The 21,413-nt window shown below is 57.1% G+C and carries 20 protein-coding genes and 1 other annotated feature; of the genes, 11 read left to right on the forward strand and 9 right to left on the reverse strand.

Translation table 11 applies throughout. From position 1 onward, the window contains the following. Nucleotides 1-27 precede the first annotated feature (27 nt). Nucleotides 28-222, reverse strand: a complete 195-nt coding sequence (gene rsmS, locus ACQG03_RS05645) for a pleiotropic regulatory protein RsmS (RefSeq protein ID WP_022647275.1) — start codon at nucleotides 220-222, stop codon at nucleotides 28-30. Between the two features lie 12 nt (nucleotides 223-234). Next, nucleotides 235-762: a primosomal replication protein N'' gene (gene priC, locus ACQG03_RS05650; RefSeq protein WP_063163456.1), complete on the reverse strand. Its 528-nt coding sequence runs from the start codon at nucleotides 760-762 to the stop codon at nucleotides 235-237. Nucleotides 763-812: 50 nt separating this feature from the next. On the opposite strand from priC, the gene ACQG03_RS05655 reads away from it, so the two are divergent. From ACQG03_RS05655 to ACQG03_RS05695, 9 genes are all read left to right on the forward strand, one after another. Then, the gene (locus ACQG03_RS05655) at nucleotides 813-1,190 is read left to right on the forward strand and encodes a DUF454 family protein (RefSeq protein WP_001189855.1); all 378 of its coding nucleotides are present in this window, start codon (nucleotides 813-815) and stop codon (nucleotides 1,188-1,190) included. Nucleotides 1,191-1,341: 151 nt separating this feature from the next. Next, nucleotides 1,342-1,893, forward strand: coding sequence for an adenine phosphoribosyltransferase (gene apt / locus ACQG03_RS05660; protein ID WP_000127359.1), 552 nt, complete (start codon nucleotides 1,342-1,344; stop codon nucleotides 1,891-1,893). 88 nt (nucleotides 1,894-1,981) lie between these two features. Further along, nucleotides 1,982-3,907 carry a DNA polymerase III subunit gamma/tau gene (gene dnaX, locus ACQG03_RS05665; RefSeq protein WP_063163455.1) on the forward strand — a complete coding sequence of 642 codons (1,926 nt, stop codon included), beginning with the start codon at nucleotides 1,982-1,984 and terminating at the stop codon, nucleotides 3,905-3,907. Next, nucleotides 3,237-3,301: a sequence feature (DnaX frameshifting element), on the forward strand. (Overlaps the previous gene by 65 nt.) A gap of 53 nt (nucleotides 3,908-3,960) precedes the next feature. After that, nucleotides 3,961-4,293, forward strand: coding sequence for a YbaB/EbfC family nucleoid-associated protein (locus ACQG03_RS05670; RefSeq protein WP_003858972.1), 333 nt, complete (start codon nucleotides 3,961-3,963; stop codon nucleotides 4,291-4,293). Beyond that, nucleotides 4,293-4,898: a recombination mediator RecR gene (recR, locus tag ACQG03_RS05675; RefSeq protein ID WP_006809843.1), complete on the forward strand. Its 606-nt coding sequence runs from the start codon at nucleotides 4,293-4,295 to the stop codon at nucleotides 4,896-4,898. Before ACQG03_RS05670 ends, recR begins: the two co-directional genes overlap by 1 nt. A 110-nt stretch (nucleotides 4,899-5,008) precedes the next feature. Then, on the forward strand, nucleotides 5,009-6,883 hold the full coding sequence (htpG, locus tag ACQG03_RS05680) for a molecular chaperone HtpG (protein ID WP_038415541.1): 1,875 nt from the start codon (nucleotides 5,009-5,011) through the stop codon (nucleotides 6,881-6,883). Between the two features lie 229 nt (nucleotides 6,884-7,112). After that, nucleotides 7,113-7,757: an adenylate kinase gene (gene adk / locus ACQG03_RS05685; protein ID WP_022647279.1), complete on the forward strand. Its 645-nt coding sequence runs from the start codon at nucleotides 7,113-7,115 to the stop codon at nucleotides 7,755-7,757. A 124-nt stretch (nucleotides 7,758-7,881) separates the two neighbouring features. Then, complete coding sequence (gene hemH / locus ACQG03_RS05690; RefSeq protein WP_017383216.1) at nucleotides 7,882-8,844, forward strand: ferrochelatase; 963 nt, start codon at nucleotides 7,882-7,884, stop codon at nucleotides 8,842-8,844. 62 nt (nucleotides 8,845-8,906) lie between these two features. Beyond that, nucleotides 8,907-10,211: an inosine/guanosine kinase gene (locus ACQG03_RS05695; protein ID WP_022647280.1), complete on the forward strand. Its 1,305-nt coding sequence runs from the start codon at nucleotides 8,907-8,909 to the stop codon at nucleotides 10,209-10,211. 106 nt (nucleotides 10,212-10,317) lie between these two features. On the opposite strand, the gene ybaL is transcribed toward ACQG03_RS05695, so the two are convergent. Both ybaL and ACQG03_RS05705 read right to left on the reverse strand, forming a co-directional pair. Then, on the reverse strand, nucleotides 10,318-11,994 hold the full coding sequence (gene ybaL / locus ACQG03_RS05700; protein WP_022647281.1) for a YbaL family putative K(+) efflux transporter: 1,677 nt from the start codon (nucleotides 11,992-11,994) through the stop codon (nucleotides 10,318-10,320). A gap of 231 nt (nucleotides 11,995-12,225) precedes the next feature. After that, nucleotides 12,226-13,446 (reverse strand): MFS transporter, encoded by a 1,221-nt coding sequence (locus ACQG03_RS05705; RefSeq protein WP_063163454.1) that lies wholly within the window; start codon nucleotides 13,444-13,446, stop codon nucleotides 12,226-12,228. A 164-nt stretch (nucleotides 13,447-13,610) separates the two neighbouring features. On the opposite strand from ACQG03_RS05705, the gene ushA reads away from it, so the two are divergent. Further along, nucleotides 13,611-15,263, forward strand: coding sequence for a bifunctional UDP-sugar hydrolase/5'-nucleotidase UshA (gene ushA / locus ACQG03_RS05710; protein ID WP_063147922.1), 1,653 nt, complete (start codon nucleotides 13,611-13,613; stop codon nucleotides 15,261-15,263). A gap of 121 nt (nucleotides 15,264-15,384) precedes the next feature. On the opposite strand, the gene ybaK is transcribed toward ushA, so the two are convergent. The 3 genes from ybaK to copA all read right to left on the reverse strand — a co-directional run bounded on the left by ybaK (nucleotide 15,385) and on the right by copA (nucleotide 19,459). Next, the gene (gene ybaK, locus ACQG03_RS05715) at nucleotides 15,385-15,864 is read right to left on the reverse strand and encodes a Cys-tRNA(Pro)/Cys-tRNA(Cys) deacylase YbaK (protein ID WP_010428207.1); all 480 of its coding nucleotides are present in this window, start codon (nucleotides 15,862-15,864) and stop codon (nucleotides 15,385-15,387) included. A gap of 198 nt (nucleotides 15,865-16,062) precedes the next feature. Further along, complete coding sequence (locus tag ACQG03_RS05720) at nucleotides 16,063-16,857, reverse strand: TraB/GumN family protein (RefSeq protein ID WP_063163453.1); 795 nt, start codon at nucleotides 16,855-16,857, stop codon at nucleotides 16,063-16,065. Between the two features lie 103 nt (nucleotides 16,858-16,960). Further along, nucleotides 16,961-19,459: a copper-exporting P-type ATPase CopA gene (copA, locus tag ACQG03_RS05725; RefSeq protein WP_063163452.1), complete on the reverse strand. Its 2,499-nt coding sequence runs from the start codon at nucleotides 19,457-19,459 to the stop codon at nucleotides 16,961-16,963. A 108-nt stretch (nucleotides 19,460-19,567) separates the two neighbouring features. On the opposite strand from copA, the gene cueR reads away from it, so the two are divergent. Further along, nucleotides 19,568-19,978 (forward strand): Cu(I)-responsive transcriptional regulator, encoded by a 411-nt coding sequence (cueR, locus tag ACQG03_RS05730; RefSeq protein WP_017383222.1) that lies wholly within the window; start codon nucleotides 19,568-19,570, stop codon nucleotides 19,976-19,978. Here cueR and ACQG03_RS05735 read toward each other — a convergent pair. Both ACQG03_RS05735 and ACQG03_RS05740 read right to left on the reverse strand, forming a co-directional pair. Then, nucleotides 19,975-20,427: an NfeD family protein gene (locus ACQG03_RS05735; protein WP_063163451.1), complete on the reverse strand. Its 453-nt coding sequence runs from the start codon at nucleotides 20,425-20,427 to the stop codon at nucleotides 19,975-19,977. The two genes, cueR and ACQG03_RS05735, sit on opposite strands and share 4 nt — an antisense overlap. Next, nucleotides 20,424-21,338: an SPFH domain-containing protein gene (locus ACQG03_RS05740; protein ID WP_003858941.1), complete on the reverse strand. Its 915-nt coding sequence runs from the start codon at nucleotides 21,336-21,338 to the stop codon at nucleotides 20,424-20,426. Before ACQG03_RS05740 ends, ACQG03_RS05735 begins: the two co-directional genes overlap by 4 nt. Between the last annotated feature and the right edge of the window lie 75 nt (nucleotides 21,339-21,413).

The raw sequence follows: 21,413 nt of genomic DNA on the forward strand, positions 1-21,413 counted from the left end.
AATCAGGGCAGATCTTTCAAACCGCACCTAACGGTCCCCTCTCCCTCCAGGGAGAGGGCTAGGGTGAGGGTGAGGGCAACCGGCCTTCACCTTTCCCTCAAAATCCCGCCGCACAATCTCCAGCGCTTTCAGCACCGTCTCCGCCGGGATCTCGTGATTCTCCAGCAGCATAATTAAATCGACGGCCAGCTTGACCTCGTCGGGGGCATTTTCCAGTGACATTAGTGGCTCCTGTTAACGGGTCAGGCGTTCAATGACGCGTTCAATCTCATCCAGCGCCTGACGGCAGCGGACGATGCGGCCTTCCAGCGCGCTGATTTCACGCATTAATAACTGCTGCTCTTGCAGCGTTTCGCTGGTGGTCAGGCGGGCTTCGCGCTCACACTTCATCTCAAACAGACGCCGCTCAAACTCCTGGTTCTCCAGCCGCTTGCGCTGCCATTTTCCGAGCCCAGGCGAGGCGCTGTCACACGCCCGTAGCGGCCAGGCGGCGATTTCGCGGTGCAGGGCGGTGATCTGCTCGGTAAGATGCTCCGCAAGCCACACCACCTGTTCCTGCTGTTCACTCTCAACCGCGTGGCGAAGCTCGTCGAGGTTGGTCTGCATCTCAGCAAGGTAATCCTGAATGACGGTACTGCGGGTGCGGAAGAGCTGCCGATCAAAGCGCGGTTTCAGCGTAGCATGTCCCATCAGCGGTGTGGCCTGCGCCCGCAGCGCGATCAGCTGATTTTGCAGCCTCTCAAGAAGCAGTGCTGTTTTCAATGCGCTCTCCAGTGGTAAAGTAGCCGTTCAGTTTGATAACGATTCGCATTATGCAGCGTACTATTTTAATCATCATTGGCTGGCTCGCGGTAGTGCTGGGTACGCTGGGCATCGTATTGCCCCTGCTGCCGACCACCCCGTTCATCCTGTTGGCCGCCTGGTGCTTCGCCCGCTCGTCGCCGCGTTTTCACCACTGGCTCCTGTACCGTTCGTGGTTTGGCGGCTACCTGCGGCACTGGCAAAAACACCGGGCCATGCCGCCAGGGGCCAAGCCGCGCGCCATTGCCTTCATCCTGATCACCTTCGCCGTCTCGTTATGGCTGGTGAAAATGATGTGGGTGCGCATTCTGCTGCTGGCAATCCTGGCCTGCCTGCTGATCTTTATGTGGCGGATCCCCGTGGTTGATGAAAAGCAACAAAAGCACTGAAGCCTCATCATGGCGGTTGCAATTATGACGCACAGCCAGTAAATTCGACCGTTTTCGAGCACAGGTGCGCCTGGTCAAAGGTTAAACAACTGTTACTTTGACCGACTCGTCGCGCGCCGTGAGTAACACTGTTTCATTTAGGCACAAACCGATGACCGCAACTGCACAGCAGCTTGAATATCTGAAAAATAGCATCAAAAGTATCCAGGATTATCCAAAGCCTGGCATTCTTTTCCGTGATGTCACCAGCTTGCTGGAAGACCCGAAAGCGTACGCCCTCAGCATTGAACTGCTGGTTGAGCGTTATAAAAACGCCGGGATCACCAAAGTAGTAGGTACCGAAGCCCGTGGCTTCCTGTTCGGCGCACCGGTTGCGCTGGCGATGGGCGTGGGTTTTGTGCCGGTGCGTAAGCCGCGCAAACTGCCGCGTGAAACCATTGCTGAGAGCTATGAGCTGGAATACGGCACCGATCAGCTGGAAATTCACGTTGATGCCATCAAGCCAGGCGACAAAGTGCTGGTGGTGGACGATCTGCTGGCAACCGGCGGCACCATCGAAGCGACCGTGAAGCTGATCCGTCGTCTGGGCGGGGAAGTGACCGACGCGGCCTTCATCATCAACCTGTTCGATCTCGGCGGCGAGCAGCGCCTGGAAAAACAGGGTATTACCAGCTACAGCCTGGTGCCTTTCCCGGGACATTAATCCCGTATCTCGCAACCTCGCTCAATGGGTGAGGTTGTGATAGCATTCCCCTCCATTAATTCACCTTCCAGCGTTGCAGAGCCTGCCCATGAGTTATCAGGTGTTAGCCCGTAAATGGCGACCACAAACCTTTGCTGACGTTGTCGGTCAGGAACATGTGCTGACGGCCCTGGCGAACGGCTTGTCGCTAGGTCGCATCCATCACGCCTATCTTTTCTCCGGCACCCGTGGCGTCGGTAAAACCTCTATTGCCCGTCTGCTGGCAAAAGGTCTGAACTGCGAAACCGGGATCACCGCCACCCCGTGCGGCGTATGTGACAACTGCCGGGAGATCGAGCAGGGGCGTTTTGTCGATCTGATCGAGATCGACGCCGCCTCGCGCACCAAGGTGGAAGACACCCGCGATCTGCTCGACAATGTGCAGTACGCCCCGGCGCGCGGCCGCTTCAAGGTCTATCTGATCGATGAAGTGCACATGCTGTCGCGCCACAGCTTCAACGCCCTGCTGAAAACGCTGGAAGAGCCGCCTGCGCATGTCAAATTCCTGCTGGCGACCACCGATCCGCAAAAGCTGCCGGTCACGATCCTGTCGCGCTGCCTGCAATTCCATCTGAAGGCGCTGGACGTTGAGCAGATCCGCGCACAGCTTGAACACATTCTTGATGAAGAAAAGATCGTTCACGAGCCGCGCGCCCTGCAGTTGCTGGCCCGCGCGGCGGACGGCAGCCTGCGTGATGCGCTGAGCCTGACTGACCAGGCAATTGCCAGCGGTGACGGTAAGCTTTCCACTGACGCGGTCAGCACTATGCTCGGCACGCTGGATGACGATCAGGCGCTGTCGCTTATCGAAGCGATGATTGCCGCCAACGGTGAGCGGGTAATGACCCTCGTCAACGATGCCGCCGCCCGTGGCATTGAATGGGAAGCGCTGCTGGTCGAGATGCTCAGCCTGCTGCATCGCGTGGCGATGCTGCAATTGTCTCCGTCGGCCATTGGCGCGGACATGGCGACCATTGAACAGCGGATGCGTGAACTTGCGCGCACCGTGCCGCCGGCTGATGTTCAGCTTTATTATCAGACGCTGCTGATTGGCCGCAAAGAGCTGCCGTTTGCACCGGATCGCCGGATGGGCGTTGAAATGACGCTGCTGCGCGCGCTGGCCTTCCATCCGCGCAAGCCATTGCCAGAGCCGGAAACGCCCCGGCAGTCCTTTGCGCCGGTTGCGCCGACCGCGGTAATGTCACCGCAGCAGGTGCCACCGCAACCGGCATCGCCGCCGCAGAACGTGCCGCTGTCGGATGCCACCAGTTCGGTGCTTGCCGCACGAAGCCAGTTGCAACGCGCGCAGGGAGCAACCAAACCAAAAAAGAGTGAACCGGCAGCGCCTGCAAGAGCGCGGCCGGTGAACAACGCCGCGCTTGAACGACTGGCCTCGGTAACGGAGCGCGTGCAGTCGCGTCCGGCACCGTCCGCGCTCGAGCAAAAAGCCCCGGCGAAAGAAGAGGCATACCGCTGGAAGGCGACTACCGTTGTTGAAACGGTCAAGGAAGTGGTCGCCACGCCAAAAGCGCTGAAAAAGGCGCTTGAGCATGAAAAAACGCCGGAGCTGTCCGCGAAGCTCGCGGAAGAGTCCATCGAGCGCGACGCCTGGGCCGCTGAGGTCAGCAAACTTCAGCTGCCGAAGCTGGTGGAGCAGGTCGCGCTGAATGCCTGGAAAGAGCAGGAAGGCAATCAGGTGCGTCTGCACCTGCGCCCTGGCCAGCGGCACCTCAACTCCCCTGGCGCGCAAAAGGCGCTGGCCGAGGCGCTTACCGCATTACAGGGTGTGCCGGTTGAATTGACTATCATTGAAGATGATAATCCGGCGGTGAAAACGCCGCTCGAGTGGCGACAGGCGATTTATGAAGAGAAGCTCGCGCAGGCGCGCGAGTCGATTATCGCGGATAACAACATCCAGACCCTGCGCCGGTTCTTCGACGCCGATCTGGATGAAGAGAGTATTCGCCCCCTTTGATCGTGAGTCTGACTTACGGTTGTAATCCTTAACGTGAAAGAAGAGAGAAGCCTATGTTTGGTGGAAAAGGCGGTCTGGGTGGCCTGATGAAGCAGGCTCAGCAGATGCAGGAAAAAATGCAGAAGATGCAGGAAGAGATCGCTCAGCTGGAAGTCACGGGTGAATCCGGTGCCGGTCTGGTCAAGGTGACCATCAACGGTGCGCACAACTGCCGTCGCGTTGAAATCGACCCGAGCCTGCTCGAAGACGACAAAGAGATGCTGGAAGATCTGGTTGCAGCCGCGTTTAACGATGCCGCTCGCCGTATCGACGAAACCCAGAAAGAGAAAATGGCCTCTGTTTCCAGCGGTATGCAACTGCCGCCGGGCTTTAAGATGCCATTCTGATGCAAACCAGTCCGCTGCTCACGCAGTTAATGGAAGCACTGCGCTGCCTGCCGGGCGTTGGCCCGAAGTCGGCGCAGCGTATGGCGTTTACGCTATTGCAGCGCGACCGCAGCGGCGGGATGCGCCTGGCGCAGGCTCTGACCCGCGCCATGTCAGAAATTGGTCACTGTGCGGATTGCCGGACCTTTACCGAGCAGGACGTCTGTAACATCTGCACGAACCCGCGTCGTCAGGAAAACGGTCAGATTTGCGTGGTGGAGAGTCCGGCGGACATCTACGCCATCGAACAAACCGGGCAGTTTTCCGGCCGCTATTTCGTGCTGATGGGGCATCTCTCCCCGCTGGACGGCATCGGCCCGGATGATATCGGTCTCGATCGTCTTGAACAGCGTCTTGAGTCCGAGACGATCAAAGAGGTGATCCTCGCCACCAACCCGACGGTGGAAGGGGAGGCAACTGCCAACTACATCGCCGAGCTGTGCGCGCAGTACGGCGTTGACGCCAGCCGCATCGCCCACGGCGTGCCGGTCGGCGGTGAGCTGGAGATGGTCGACGGCACCACGCTGTCGCACTCGCTGGCCGGACGACACAAGATTATTTTCTGACCAAACGGAGGCTGCGTGCGCGGCCTCCGCTTGAAAATTCCCCCCCTTATCCCCATCTCTCACTCAACGTTTTACAACCCCATTAAATGGCATTGTTGAGGTCGACTTAGATGAAAGGACAAGAAACCCGTGGTTTCCAGTCAGAAGTAAAACAGCTTCTGCACCTGATGATCCATTCCCTGTATTCCAACAAAGAAATCTTCCTGCGTGAGCTGATTTCCAACGCCTCCGATGCGGCGGACAAGTTGCGCTTCCGCGCGCTGTCCAACCCGGATCTGTACGAAGGCGATGGCGAACTGCGCGTGCGCGTCTCTTTTAATAAAGAGAACCGCACCCTGACGATTGCCGATAATGGCATCGGGATGAACCGCGACGAGGTGATCGACCATCTCGGCACCATCGCTAAATCCGGCACCAAAGCGTTCCTCGAGTCCATGGGCTCTGACCAGGCGAAAGACAGCCAGCTGATCGGTCAGTTCGGCGTAGGCTTCTACTCGGCATTCATCGTGGCGGATAAAGTCACCGTGCGCACCCGCGCTGCGGGCGACAGCGCCGAAAACGGCGTGCTGTGGGAATCCAAAGGGGAAGGCGAATACACCGTTGATGATATCACCAAAGCGGATCGCGGCACCGAAATCACTCTGCACCTGCGCGAAGGCGAAGACGATTTCCTGAACGACTGGCGCGTACGCTCCATCATCAGCAAATATTCTGACCACATCGCGCTGCCGGTTGAGATTGAAAAACAGGAAGAGAAAGACGGCGAAACCGTGGTTTCCTGGGAGAAAATCAACAAGGCGCAGGCGCTGTGGACGCGCAACAAAGCTGAAATTAAAGACGACGAGTACAACGAGTTTTACAAGCACATCGCCCACGACTTTACCGACCCGCTGACCTGGAGCCACAACCGTGTGGAAGGGAAGCAGGAGTACACCAGCCTGCTGTACATTCCGGCGCAGGCGCCGTGGGACATGTGGAACCGCGATCACAAGCACGGCCTGAAGCTGTACGTGCAGCGCGTCTTCATCATGGACGACGCCGAGCAGTTCATGCCGAACTACCTGCGCTTTGTGCGTGGCCTGATAGATTCCAACGATCTGCCGCTGAACGTCTCCCGTGAAATTCTCCAGGACAGCACCGTCACCCGTAACCTGCGTAACGCCCTGACCAAGCGAGCGTTGCAGATGCTGGAAAAACTGGCGAAAGACGATGCGGAAAAATACCAGACCTTCTGGAAACAGTTCGGCCTGGTGCTGAAAGAAGGCCCGGCGGAAGACACCGCGAACGTGGAAGCTATCGCTAAACTGCTGCGCTTCGCCTCTACGCACAACGACTCCTCCGCCCAGACCGTATCGCTGGAAGAGTACGTCTCCCGCATGAAAGAAGGGCAGGAGAAGATCTACTACATCACCGCCGACAGCTATGCGGCAGCGAAGAGCAGCCCGCATCTGGAGCTGCTGCGTAAGAAAGGCATCGAAGTGCTGCTGCTGTCTGACCGCATCGACGAGTGGATGATGAACTACCTGACCGAGTTCGACGGTAAATCCTTCCAGTCCGTTGCTAAAGCCGACGAGTCTATCGATAAGCTGGCGGATGAAGTGGACGACAGCGTGAAGGAAGCCGAGAAGGCGCTGGAGCCGTTCGTTGAGCGCGTGAAAACCCTGCTGGGCGACCGCGTGAAAGAGGTGCGCTTCACGCACCGTCTGACCGATACGCCAGCCATTGTCACCACCGATGCGGACGAAATGAGCACCCAGATGGCGAAACTGTTCGCTGCGGCGGGCCAGGCCGTGCCGGAAGTGAAATATATCTTTGAGCTTAATCCGGATCATCCGCTGGTGAAACGCGCGGCGGATACCCAGGACGACGCCCGCTTTGCGGAGTGGGTTGAACTGCTGCTGGATCAGTCCCTGCTGGCCGAGCGCGGCACCCTGGAAGATCCTAACCTGTTCATTAAACGTGTGAATGCGCTGCTGCTGGCGTAATACAAAACCTACCCCTCACCTTGGCCCTCTCCACAAAGGGGAGAGGGTATAATCGTCCCCTCTCCCCTTTGGGGAGAGGGTTAGGGGGAGGGGGCATTCTCGCACTCACCCAAATAATCTCCCCCCGTTAACCGTTTCAGCCTCCCCGCCTTCCTTGAGCGATACCCGTTCTGGTGGTATTGTTTAGCGCTTTTGAAAAATTGAATCGACATTTGAGGGGATTTTCGCAATGCGTATTATTCTGCTTGGCGCTCCGGGCGCGGGTAAGGGAACTCAGGCTCAGTTCATCATGGAGAAATACGGTATTCCGCAAATCTCTACTGGTGACATGCTGCGTGCCGCTGTTAAATCTGGCTCCGAGCTGGGCAAACAAGCTAAAGACATCATGGACGCAGGCAAGCTGGTGACCGACGAACTGGTTATCGCGCTGGTAAAAGAGCGCATTGCTCAGGAAGACTGCCGCAATGGTTTCCTGCTGGACGGCTTCCCGCGCACCATTCCTCAGGCTGACGCCATGAAAGAAGCGGGCATCAACGTGGATTACGTGCTGGAGTTCGATGTACCGGACGAACTGATCGTTGACCGTATCGTTGGCCGTCGCGTGCACGCTGCCTCTGGCCGCGTTTACCACATCAAATTCAACCCACCTAAGGTTGAAGGCAAAGACGACGTGACCGGCGAAGAGCTGACCACCCGTAAAGACGACCAGGAAGAAACCGTGCGTAAACGCCTGGTGGAATACCATCAGATGACCGCACCGCTGATCGGCTACTACTCCAAAGAGGCGCAGGCGGGTAACACCAAATACGCGAAAGTTGACGGCACCAAAGCCGTGGCTGACGTACGTGCAGAGCTGGAAAAAATCCTCGGCTAAGCGCACCTCTCTCACCCGGAGCCCCGGGTGAGAAAAATTCTCATCTTACCTATTACAGCAATGGGTTTCGTTTAAACGCATTTCCGCTACAATTGACAGCCTATCAAATGGTTAAGAGGCGTGAATGAGTCAGGCGAAAACCGGCATCCTGCTTGCCAATCTGGGCACCCCAGAAGCACCTACTCCAGCGGCGGTAAAACGCTACCTGCGACAATTTTTAAGCGACACGCGCGTCGTGGATACCCCAAGACTGCTGTGGTGGCCACTGCTGCGTGGTGTTATTCTGCCGATTCGTTCTCCGCGTGTAGCAAAGCTCTATCAGTCCGTGTGGATGGAAGAAGGCTCGCCGCTGATGGTCTACAGCCGTCGTCAGGAGAAGGCGCTGGCCGCCCGTCTGCCGGACATGCCCGTTGCGCTCGGTATGAGCTACGGTAAGCCATCCCTGGAAAGCGCCGTCGACTCTCTGCTGGCGCAGGGCGTTGAACACATTGTGGTGCTGGCCCTTTATCCGCAGTATTCGTGCTCCACGGTGGCTGCCGTCTGGGACGAACTGGCACGCATTCTGGCGACCCGCCGCCGTATACCGGGCATCACCTTTATCCGCGACTACGCCGATAACGAGCTGTACATTCAGGCGCTTGCCAGCAGCGCGCGCGCGTCGTTTGAAAAACACGGCGAGCCGGATCTGCTGCTGCTCTCCTATCACGGTATTCCGCAGCGTTTCGCGAACGAAGGGGACGATTACCCCCAGCGTTGCCGCGATACCACCCGCGAGCTGGTCTCCGCCCTCGGCCTGCCGCCTGAGAAGGTGATGATGACCTTCCAGTCGCGCTTCGGTCGTGAACCGTGGTTGACCCCGTATACTGATGAAACGCTAAAAATGCTGGGCGAGAAGGGCGTGAAGCACATTCAGGTTATGTCGCCGGGCTTCTCGGCGGATTGTCTGGAAACGCTGGAAGAGATTGCCGTCCAGAACAAAGAGTTCTTCATGGAGGCCGGCGGAACGAAATACGAATACATTCCTGCGCTTAACGACTCCCCTGAACACATCGATATGATGGTGTCACTGGTCACCACCCGCCGCTGATCGCGTTACGGGCCGGGTTTGTGCTACCATTCCCGGCCCGTATTCTTTGCACAGTTCAGACCATGAAATTTCCCGGTAAACGTAAGTCCAAACACTATTTCCCCGTCGATGCCCGCGATCCGCTGTTACAGCAAATTCAGCAGGAAAGCGAAACCAGCGCTGCCTGGGTGGTCGGTATCGATCAGACGCTGGTGGACATTGAAGCCAAAGTGGATGATGCGTTTGTCGCACGTTACGGTCTGAGCGCCGGGCACTCGCTGGTGATTGAGGATGACGTTGCCGAAGCGCTGTATCAGGAACTGATGCGCGAAAATCTTATCACCCACCAGTTTGCTGGCGGCACCATCGGTAACACCATGCACAACTACTCCGTTCTGGCAGACGACCGCTCGGTGCTGCTTGGCGTGATGTGCAGCAATATCGAAATCGGTGGCTACGCCTACCGCTACCTGTGCAATACCTCCAGCCGCACCGATCTGAACTATTTGCAGGGCGTTGACGGGCCGATTGGTCGTTGCTTTACGCTGATAAGCGATTCCGGCGAGCGTACCTTTGCCATCAGCCCCGGCCATATGAACAAGCTACGCGCTGAAAGTATTCCGGAAGAGGTGATCGCGGGCGCGTCTGCGCTGGTGTTGACGTCTTATCTGGTGCGCTGCAAGCCGGGCGAACCAATGCCGGACGCAACCATGAAGGCAATTGAGTATGCGAAGAAATACAACGTGCCTGTGGTTCTGACGCTGGGCACCAAATTCGTGATTGCCGACAACCCGGAGTGGTGGCAGGCCTTCCTGAAAGAACACGTCTCGATTCTGGCGATGAATGAAGAAGAAGCCGAAGCGCTGACCGGCGAAAGCGATCCGCTGCTGGCGTCTGATAAGGCGCTGGACTGGGTGGATCTGGTGCTCTGCACCGCCGGGCCGGTCGGGCTGTACATGGCGGGCTTCACGGAAGAAGAGAGCAAGCGGAAAACCCAGCACCCGCTGCTGCCGGGCGCTATCGCCGAATTTAACCAGTACGAGTTCAGCCGCGCCATGCGTCATAAAGACTGCATCAACCCGCTGCGTATCTTCTCCCACATTGCACCGTATATGGGTGGCCCCGAGAAGATCATGAACACCAACGGCGCGGGCGACGGCGCGCTGGCCGCGCTGCTGCACGACATCACCGCTAACGCCTACCACAAAACCAATGTGCCGAATTCCAGCAAACACACCTTCAACTGGCTGACCTATTCCTCGCTGGCGCAGGTGTGCAAGTACGCGAACCGCGTGAGTTATCAGGTGCTGAACCAGCATTCACCGCGCTTAACGCGTGGGCTGCCGGAACGGGAAGACAGCCTCGAAGAGGCGTATTGGGACAGGTAAAAGAAGACCCCTCACCCTGGCCCTCTCCCCAAAGGGGAGAGGGAACTTGAACACCCTCTCCCCTTTGGGGAGAGGGCCAGGGTGAGGGGACCAGGCCGCACAAAATTTACCCCGTCACCGCCTCTTCAACCGGCGGCTTCGTCAGCATTGTCAGCATCGTATTCGCAATCTCACGCTCCCCCATCACCACCTGATTCGCGCCGCGCTCGGTAATGTACTCCACTTCGTCATCATAATGGGCGCGGGCTATGATTTCGATATGCGGGCATTTTTCACGGGCTGTGGCGACAATCTCGCCAGCCTCGTAACCGTTCGGGATAGTGAGCAGCAGCCAGCGAGCGCAGTCCAGATGCGCCAGATTCATAATCTCTTCGTTAGCCGCGTTGCCCAGCACCGCGCGGATGCCGCGCTCGCGAAGCTCGTCGACGCGAGTGCGTGACGTTTCAATCACTACAAGTGGAATGCCCTGAGCCATCAGTTTTTCACCCAGCAGGCTGCCGACGCGGCCAAAACCGACCAGCAGTGCGTGGTTGCAGATATCCACCGGGATCTGTTTCTCTTCTTCTGTCGCCTCTTCCAGCGTCAGCTCTTCGAGGGTTTCGGTCTTCTCGAGATATTTCTCCAGCAGGGCAAACAATACCGGGTTCAACATGATGGAGAGGATCGCCCCCGCCAGCACCAGATTTTGCCCAGCCTGTGGCAGCAGGTTCAGGGCCATCCCCAGACCAGCCAGAATAAAGGCGAACTCGCCAATCTGCGCCAGGCTGGCGGCGATGGTCAGCGCCGTGCGCGGCGAGTGACCGAACATCCGCACCAGGAAGAAGGCGGCAACGGACTTACCAAAGATGATGATTGCCAGCGTACCCAGCACGGCCAGCGGCTGCTGGATGAGGATCATCGGGTCGAACAGCATCCCGACGGAGACAAAGAACAGCACCGCGAACGCATCACGTAGTGGCAGAGTATCGTGCGCGGCACGGTGGCTCAGCTCGGACTCGTTAAGCACCATCCCGGCGAAGAACGCGCCCAGCGCAAAGGAGACGTCAAACAGCTCGACAGCGCCAAAGGCAATGCCCAGCGCCAGCGCAAGGACCGAAAGCGTGAACAGTTCACGCGAGCCGGTGGCGGCGCTGCGGGACATGATCCACGGCACCAGACGGCGGCCCACCAGCATCATGATGGCAATAAACGCCACAACCTTACCGATGGTAATGCTCATATCCAGCGCCAGCGAAGCGAAGCCGATATTCTCTTTTTCCATCATCCCGGCGACGGCGGGCAGCAGTACCAGCGTCAACACCATCACCAGATCTTCAACTATCAGCCAGCCAATCGCGATTTGCCCGCGCTGGCTGTCTATCAGCTGCCTCTCTTCAAGCGCGCGCAGCAGCACCACGGTACTGGCGGTTGAAAGACACAGCCCAAATACGATACCGGTCATGATTGACCAGCCCAGCACCGCCGAAAGCGCCATGCCCAGCAGCGTCGCCACCCCTATCTGGGCGATCGCTCCCGGTATGGCGATCGACTTTACCGCCATCAGATCCTTCAGGGAAAAATGCAGTCCGACGCCAAACATCAGCAGGATAACGCCCAGTTCCGCCAGCTCCGGTGCAAGTTTGGTATCTGCGACAAAACCCGGCGTAAAGGGTCCTGCCAGCACGCCCGCTAACAAATAGCCTACCAGGGGCGAAATACGCAGTTTGTTGGCAATCATGCCGAGGATAAAAGCGAGCACAAGTCCACCAACAATGGTGGTGATAAGCGGTGTGGCGTGGTGCATTCCGTCTCCTTTCGCGATGGGTGATCCATTTTTGGTGCAAATACCAAAAAGCCGATTAATAGTTTATGACAATTTTTACGCTTATGTTTATGAATAATTGTTGAAATCACAATAAAAAGGCAATAAGCATAAAAAAGGCAGATTTTGATAAATTTGCTGAGGGGAGGGAGAGGAAAGCCTTATGGCATCAGGTTATCCGGCTGCCAAAGTTTAACTTTGGCAGCCATGAAGTTACGCTTTATGACGGTTGTCAGGCAGGAATATGGTCAACATCCCCAGAAGTGGCAGGAAAGCGCAGATTTTATAGACCAGGAAGATGCTGGTGTGGTCTGCAACCATCCCTAACACGGCGGCGCCAAGGCCGCCCATGCCAAAGGCAAAACCGAAAAAGAGACCGGAAACCATACCGATACGTCCCGGCAGTAGCTCCTGCGCATAGACCAGAATGGCTGAAAACGCCGACGCGAGAATAAAACCAATAATCACTGTCAATATTCCGGTCCATTCCAGCGTTGCGTACGGTAAAACAAGCGTAAACGGCGCAACGCCAAGGATAGAGCCCCAAATCACATATTTACGTCCGATTTTATCTCCCACAGGCCCGCCAATCACCGTGCCTGCCGCCACCGCAAACAGGAAGGCAAAGAGATGGAACTGGGCGTTTTGTACCGATAATCCGAATTTTTGCATCAGATAGAAGGTGTAATAGCTGCTAATGCTCGCCATATAGAAATATTTCGAGAAAATCAGTACCAGCAACACGCTGACGGCAAGGATCACCTTATTACGCGGAAGGGGATTGGTTATCTTCGCGACAGGTTTTCCCTTATTTACGCGGTGCTGCGCGGCATACCAGCGGCTGATTTGCGCCAGGACGACAATCGCCAGCAGCGCGGCCAGCACAAACCACGCCACGTTGCCTTTGCCGTAAGGCGCGATAATTACCGCCGCCAGCAGAGGACCGAGGGAGCTACCAACGTTCCCCCCCACCTGGAACAGAGACTGCGCCAGCCCGTGGCGTCCGCCGGAGGCCATACGCGCCACGCGGGACGATTCCGGATGGAACACCGATGAACCGGTTCCTACCAGCGCCGCGGCAACCAGTACCGCCTCAAAGCTGCCCGCCATGGCCAGCAGCACCAGCCCGCTCAGGGTGAAGCACATCCCAATGGGCAGCGACCATGGCATCGGGTATTTGTCCGTCCAGTAGCCCACCACCGGCTGTAGCAGCGAAGAGGCCAGCTGGAAAGTCAGGGTGATCATCCCGATCTGCACGAAGGTTAATGAGAACTCAGACTGTAACAGCGGGTAGATCGCCAGAATCAGCGACTGGATCATGTCGTTGAGCAGATGAGAGAGACTGATTGCGCCTAATACTTTGAAGGAAGTGCGCGATTTCGGCGGCGACGCCGGAACGCCCTGAACAGGCTGGGTTGATTCACTGATTGCCATAAATACCACGTCAATTTGTAATTAGAGATGCAGGGAGTAATTATTATCCGACTAACATACTCGTCCGTGACATTTGAAGAAAGTCGCAATTCTGAAAACTTATTTGTCTATTCTTGTGAGTCACTGTAATTTTTGCGTTTGTCTATGGGTCAGGGAGAGAGAAGATGAAGTTAATAAAGCGTGGCGTCGCGCTGGCGCTCATCGCCGCATGGGGGCTGACAAGCCTGCCCGCGCAGGCGTATGAAAAAGATAAAACTTATAAAATTACCATTCTGCATACTAACGATCATCACGGCCATTTCTGGCGCAGCGAATACGGTGAATATGGCCTGGCGGCGCAAAAAACGCTGGTGGACGGCATTCGTAAAGAGGTCTCGGCTCAGGGCGGCAGCGTGCTGTTGCTGTCGGGCGGGGATATTAATACCGGCGTACCGGAATCTGATTTGCAGGATGCCGAGCCTGATTTCCGCGGCATGAATTTAATTGGTTACGACGCGATGGCGGTCGGAAACCACGAGTTTGATAACCCGCTGAGCGTATTGCGCCAGCAGGAAAAGTGGTCCAAATTTCCGTTCCTTTCCGCCAATATTTATAAGAAAAGCACCGGCGAGCGCCTGTTTAAACCGTGGGCGCTGTTTAAGCGTCAGGATCTGAAGATCGCGGTCATCGGCTTAACCACCGACGATACGGCCAAAATTGGCAACCCTGAATTTTTCACCGACATCGAATTCCGTAAACCGGCGGACGAAGCGAAGCTGGTGATCCAGGAGTTGCAGCAGAATGAAAAACCGGATGTGATTATCGCTACCACCCACATGGGGCATTACGACAACGGTCAGCACGGCTCTAACGCGCCGGGCGACGTGGAGATGGCGCGCAGCCTTCCTGCGGGCTCGCTGGCGATGATTGTGGGCGGTCACTCACAGGATCCGGTCTGCATGGCTTCTGAGAATAAAAAGCAGGTAGATTATGTGCCCGGCACGCCGTGCGCCCCGGATCGTCAGAACGGTATCTGGATTGTACAGGCCCACGAGTGGGGTAAATACGTTGGCCGTGCGGATTTCGAATTCCGTAACGGCGAGATGAAGCTGGTGCACTATCAGCTCATCCCGGTCAACCTGAAGAAGAAAGTGACCTACCCGGACGGCAAAAGCGAGCGGGTACTCTACACGCCAGAGATCGCTGAAAACCAGCAGATGCTCTCCCTGCTGACGCCGTTCCAGAGCAAAGGGAAAGCGCAGCTGGACGTGAAGATTGGCACGCTTAACGGACGACTGGAAGGGGACCGCAGCAAAGTCCGCTTCGTACAAACCAACATGGGGCGTCTGGTGCTGGCCGCGCAGATGGCGCGCACGAATGCGGATTTCGGCGTGATGAGCGGCGGCGGTATTCGTGATTCCATCGATGGCGGAAACATCACCTATAAAGACGTGCTCAAAGTGCAGCCGTTTGGCAACGTGGTGGTGTATGCGGACATGAGCGGGAAAGAGGTAATTGACTACCTGACCGCCGTGGCGCAGATGAAGCCGGACTCCGGAGCGTATCCGCAGTTTGCTAACGTCAGCTTCGTCGCGAAGGACGGTAAGCTCAACGATCTCAAAATCAAAGGCGAACCTGTTGATCCGGCGAAAACCTACCGCCTGGCAACGTTAAGCTTTAACGCCACCGGCGGCGACGGCTATCCGCATATCGATAACAAACCGGGCTATGTAAATACCGGGTTTATTGATGCGGAAGTGTTGAAGCAGTTTATCCAGCAAAATTCACCGATTGACGTGAACGCGTATGAGCCGAAGGGCGAGGTGAGCTGGCAGTAGTGTTGTGCGGCCTGATGCCCTCACCCCAACCCTCTCCCACCGGGAGAGGGCGCGAACACAAAAAAACGGTAACGCCTGTTACCGTTTTGCTTTTACCTCGCAGCGCCACCGGGCAATTTTCTCAATCCCTGCGCGCAATATCCGCAAATTTCGCGTCCAGCATTTTCGCCAGATCGCCTGCGGCCAGTTCGATATCCAGCCCGCGTTTGCCGCCAGAAATATAGATCGTCTCAAATTCCTGCGAAGGCGCATCGATCAGGGTCGGCAGACGCTTTTTCTGGCCGAGCGGGCTGATCCCGCCGACCAGATAACCCGTAGTGCGTTGCGCAACCATCGGGTCTGCCATATCGACCTTTTTCGCTCCCAGCGCTTTGGCCACTTTCTTCAGATCAAGCTGTCCGGCGACGGGCGTCACTGCCACGGCGAGGTGCTTCATATCGCCATTCACCGCGACCAGCAGCGTTTTGTAAACCTGGTCCGCGTTCAGCCCCAGCTTGCGCACCACTTCATCACCAAAGTTGGTTTCGTTCGGATCGTGATCGTAGGTGTGGATCCGGAAAGAAATTTTGTTTTTTTCGAGTAATTTAACGGCGGGAGTCATGGCTATCCTTCTTACGACAGACGGTTCATGCCAGCAGCATACGCCTGACGTTTGTCTAAAAAATAGCACCATCTTGCGCAATAGTATTGGCAGTGATGGTTACTTTGAGCGACAATCGGCGTAGCCGAAGGTCACTTCGGTATAATAAAAACGATGAAATTCCTCTTTGACGGGCCAATAGAAATATTGGCCATTTTTTTATTTCAGCAGCGACGGCAAATTCCCTTCTCCGTACAAATGCAACGCGCCAACCGCGACAACATAACGACCGGCAGGCAGGGCATACAGCGTCTCCCGCCACGCCTGGTTGCGCGCGTTCATCAGCACATCATACAACGATTCACTGAACGTCGACGGTAACGCCAGCTTACCGTCTGCGGGCGGCGCATCCAGCCACCAGCCAATCATCGTTTGCAGCAGACGCGCGTTGGTGTGCCAGTGGGTCAGGGTATCATCCAGCAGCATCTTGCCGTCATCAGGAAGCTGGCGAAGAAGCGCAATCTGGCTGTCCGTGCCTTCCAGTTCAATGACGGACAGGTTGCACGCCCGTGCCGCATTCAGCAGTTGATAATCGATACCGTAATCGCCGCGCAGCCCCAGGCGCTGCGCCTGGGTTGCCTGTAGCACCATGGCAATTTGCCACAGGGGCAGGGTGTCGAGCATTGAGAGCGAGACGCCGAACTCATCCGCAAGACGGGTAAGCTCAGCCAGCTGCGTCTCGTTAAGACGTTCAGCCAGGGGGCGGTCGCTTTCCAGCCCGGCAAACGGCGATTCATGGCCGGAGATGTCGGCTTCGACGATCAGCGCGTCGGCGCGCTTCAGTAGTTTAATCAGGCCTGAGGGCAGGGGGGACATATCCTGCGTGCCCATATGAATGCTTCCCACCAGGTGCAGTTGCTGCCCACCCGGAAGCGAAATATCCATACCAGGCCAGGCATAACGGCGGGGAAAAAGGGCGCGAAACGATGTTTTTATACGATTAAACAGACCCATACGCGCTCCATAAACGGAAAGGTTCATGCTAGCGCGTGGGGAAGGGGGGCGCAATAGGCGAAAGCCGGGCGGCGCTGCGCTTACCCGGCCTGCTTCCGGGATTCTACGCTTTCGGTTTAAACCGCAGCAGACGGTTAGCGTTGCTCACCACGGTAATTGACGAGAGCGCCATCGCTGCACCCGCAACAACCGGGTTCAGCAGGGTGCCGGTCAGCGGCCACAAAATCCCGGCGGCAATCGGAATGCCGAGCGAGTTATAGACGAAGGCCCCCAGCAGGTTCTGCTTCATGTTGCGCAACGTGGCTTTCGAAATCGCCAGCGCATCCGCCACGCCCATCAGGCTGTGGCGCATCAGGGTGATTGCCGCGGTTTCAATGGCGACATCGCTCCCGCCGCCCATCGCAATACCTACGTCAGCCTGCGCCAGCGCCGGGGCGTCGTTGATGCCGTCGCCGACCATCGCCACCTGACGACCATCACGTTGCAATTTCCTGATGGCGTCCGCTTTGCCATCTGGCAGTACGCCGGCTATCACCTCATCAATCCCGGCTTCTCTGGCGATGGCGTTAGCGGTAGTCGGGTTATCACCGGTTAACATCACCAGGCGATATCCCGCATGGTGCAGGCGTTGCAAGGCATCCACGCTGTCCTGGCGTAACGGATCGCGCACGGCCAGCAGCGCCGCCACCTGACCATTCCTCGCCAGCAGAACCGGCGTCGCGCCCTGAGAGGCCTGCGCGTTCAGCTCAGCGTCCAGCACGGACGTATCAACACCGTGTTCAGTTAGCAGTGCCTGGTTACCCAGCAGCAGCGTATGGCCTTCTGCTTCACCGCTGACCCCTAAACCGCGCAGAGTGCGGAAGTTGCTTACCTGCGGCAGGCGGGCATCACCGGCTTTCTCAAGGATGGCGCGCGCCAGCGGGTGACTGGAGCCTTGTTCCAGCGCGGCGGCCAGGCGCAGGGCATCCGTCTCCGTACAGCCAATGGTATTAACGGCCACTACCTGCGGTTTGCCCTCGGTGAGCGTGCCGGTTTTGTCAAAGACGAGGGTGTCCAGCGTGCTTGCCCGTTGCAGGGCGTCAGCATCACGGACCAGTACGCCAAATTCGGCGGCGCGTCCGACGCCAGAGATAATCGACATCGGCGTGGCCAGACCAAGGGCACAAGGGCAGGCGATGATCAGTACCGTGGTGGCGATCACCAGGGTGTAGACAATCTGCGGCGCCGGGCCGAAGAAATACCAGATTGCCGCGCTCAGCAGGGCAATACCGACCACCACTGGCACAAAAATGGCGGAGATTTTATCGGCAAGCTGACCAATTTCCGGCTTACTGCTCTGCGCCTGGCGGACCATCCGAATGATGCGTGACAGTGTGGTATGGCTGCCAACGGCGCTGGCGCGGAACAGCACGCTGCCGTCCTGTACCACCGTACCCGCATGCACCGCATCGCCCTGAGATTTCTGCTGGGGGATCGGCTCACCGGTTAGCATGGCTTCATCAAGCCAGGCATCGCCCTGGGTGATTTCACCGTCGACGGGTACGCGGTCACCGGTGGTGAGACGCAGCGTCATACCGGGTTGCACCTCTGAGAGAGGAACGTTTTTTTCCCCATCGTCGGTGACCACGCGGGCCGTCGGCGGGGTTAAATCGAGTAATCTTTCCAGCGCTTTCGACGAACGCTGACGCGCGCGGGCTTCGAGCATATGGCCTAAGTTAATCAGACCTATAATCATCGCGCTCGCTTCATAATAGAGATGGCGCGCCTCCATCGGGAACCACTGCGGCCAGACGTTAACGCTCATCGAATACAGCCACGCCGCGCCCGTCCCGAGCGCGACCAGCGTGTCCATCGTCGCGGTGCGGTTTTTCAGGCTCTTCCAGGCGCTGGTATAGAAATGTCCGCCTGCAAACACCATCACCGCAAGGGTAATCAGACCAATCACCAGCCACAGGGTGCGGTTGTCTGCGGTGACCATCATGTTGTCACCGATCATGCCCCACACCATCACCGGAATACCGACCAGCAGGGCGACGACCGCCTGCCAGCGGAAGCGCTTCATGGTGGCGACAGCCGTTTCCTGCTGGCGCTCGCGGCGCTCAGCATCATCTTCGATGGCCTCCGCCCCGTAGCCCGCTTTCTCCACGGCCTGCACTAAATCTGCGGCGGAGGCACTGCCCATCACCAGCGCAGTACGCTCCGCCAGGTTTACCCGTGCCTGTGCGACGCCCGGTACCGCCTGTAAGGCGTTTTGTACCCGGGAGACACAGCTGGCGCAGCTCATGCCGTTGATCAGCAGCTGTTGGCTGTCATCAATATCATCAGCTACCGGAAGCTCAGGAGTGGCCGCTGTCAGTGCTTCCGACGGGGATGATGACTCTGCCAGCGGTTTAGCCTTTGGGTGGCTTAACTCCGCCCCGTAACCGGCCTGTTTAATGGTATCAATCAGCGCGTCGGCGCTGGCGCTGCCGGTCACGGCGGCATGATCGATAGTCACCTCAGCGCTTTCCACATCAGGACGCTGCTCCAGGCTTTCTTTAACACGTTTGACACAGTGGCCGCAGGAGAGGCCGTCCAGTGTCAGGTCAATAGTGTGAGACATAACAAAACTCCCGTATAATGTTCTGGTCAATTGTTGACCTTCACTCTGCTTTTCGCTAACTGTTATGAAGGTTAAACCTTCCATCAAGGGGAAGGTCAAGGGGGAAATGTGAATATCAGCGATGTTGCGAAAAAAACCGGCTTAACCAGCAAAGCGATTCGCTTTTATGAGGAAAAAGGGCTGGTGACGCCACCGTTGCGCAGTGAGAACGGCTACCGCAGCTATACGCAGCTGCATCTTGATGAACTGACGTTACTGCGCCAGGCAAGACAGGTAGGATTTAACCTTGAAGAGTGCGGCGAGCTGGTTAACCTGTTTAACGATCCGAAACGCCACAGTGCCGACGTGAAAAAACGTACGCTGGAAAAAGTGGCGGAGATCGAACGCCATATAATCGAATTACAGGCGATGCGTGAGCAACTGCTACAGCTGGCAGAATCCTGCCCGGGAGATGACAGCGCCGAGTGCCCGATTATCGACAATCTTTCCGGCTGCTGCCACCGTAAAACCCACGCCTAACAGGCTTTAATCCGCAGGGTAATGCCTTCCACCGCAATGACCTCAACCCGCGTGCCGGCGCTGAGGTCATCATCGGCCACCACCGGCCATGAACTGTCCCCCACGCGCATATGACCGCGTCCGTTGATCAGCGCGTTATCAAGCGTAAAACGTTTACCCACGATCTGCTGCCCACGCTGATTGAGATGCGCGTCGACCGGCTTCTGCGCCTTCACCCGTTTGTTCAGCCAGCGCCACCACAGCCAGGCGGCCAGCAGCGTCAGCACGGCAAACAGCGCGCCCTGCCACTCCCAGCCGACAGGCAACAGCCAGATGACCAGCCCGGTAATCACAGCGGCAACACCGCTCCACAGCAAATAACCGTTGCCGCCAAGCATCTCGGCGGCCAGCAGCAAGCCGCCAAGGCTTAGCCAGAACGCATGAGGATGTGCAACGATGAGCTCAATCATTTTTTACGCTCGTTTCCGCCGTCTTTGATCAACTCGGCAATTCCGGCGATAGATCCCATCAGACTGCTGGCATCCAGCGGCATCATCACCACTTTGCTGTTGTTCGCAGAGCCGATCTCCTTCAGCGCATCGGTATATTTTTGCGCGACGAAGTAGTTCACAGCCTGGATATCCCCGGCGGCAATCGCCTCGGAAACCATTTGCGTCGCGCGGGCTTCCGCTTCTGCCGAACGTTCACGCGCTTCTGCCTGGAGGAAGGCAGACTGACGGTCGCCCTCGGCTTTCAGGATCTGCGACTGTTTTTCCCCTTCCGCTTTCAGGATCTCGGCCTGACGCACCCCTTCGGCTTCAAGAATATAGGCGCGTTTGGTACGCTCGGCCTTCATCTGCGCGTTCATGGAAGCAATCAGCTCTGCCGGTGGGCGCACGTCGCGGATCTCAATGCGGGTCACTTTGATCCCCCACGGATTGGTGGCTTCATCAACAATGTGCAGCAGGCGGGTATTAATGCTATCGCGCTGGGAGAGCATTTCGTCCAGCTCCATCGAGCCAAGCACGGTACGGATGTTGGTCATCGTCAGGTTGACGATCGCCAGCTCCAGGTTGCTCACCTCATAGGCCGCTTTCGGCGCATCAATCACCTGAATAAAGCACACCGCATCGATGGTGACGTTGGCGTTATCCTTGGAGATGACTTCCTGGGAAGGAATATCCAGCACCTGCTCCATCATGTTGATTTTACGCCCAATTCTGTCCATGAAGGGGACGATCAGGCTTAAACCCGGCTGAAGGGTATTGGTGTAGCGACCGAAACGTTCGACGGTCCACTGGTAACCCTGCGGGACAATTTTGACGCCTGCGCCCACGATAACCAGCGCAACGAAAATAAGGACAGGAACAACGATGAGCATAAAAACCTCCTGTTTTGCATGCCGTAACGAGAAAAATTGCGTATTTGTTGAACGTAAGTATATCGGTTAACGGGC

The organism is Enterobacter cloacae complex sp. 342H5 (assembly GCF_050030905.1).
GTDB classification, from domain to species: Bacteria; Pseudomonadota; Gammaproteobacteria; order Enterobacterales; family Enterobacteriaceae; genus Enterobacter; species Enterobacter intestinihominis.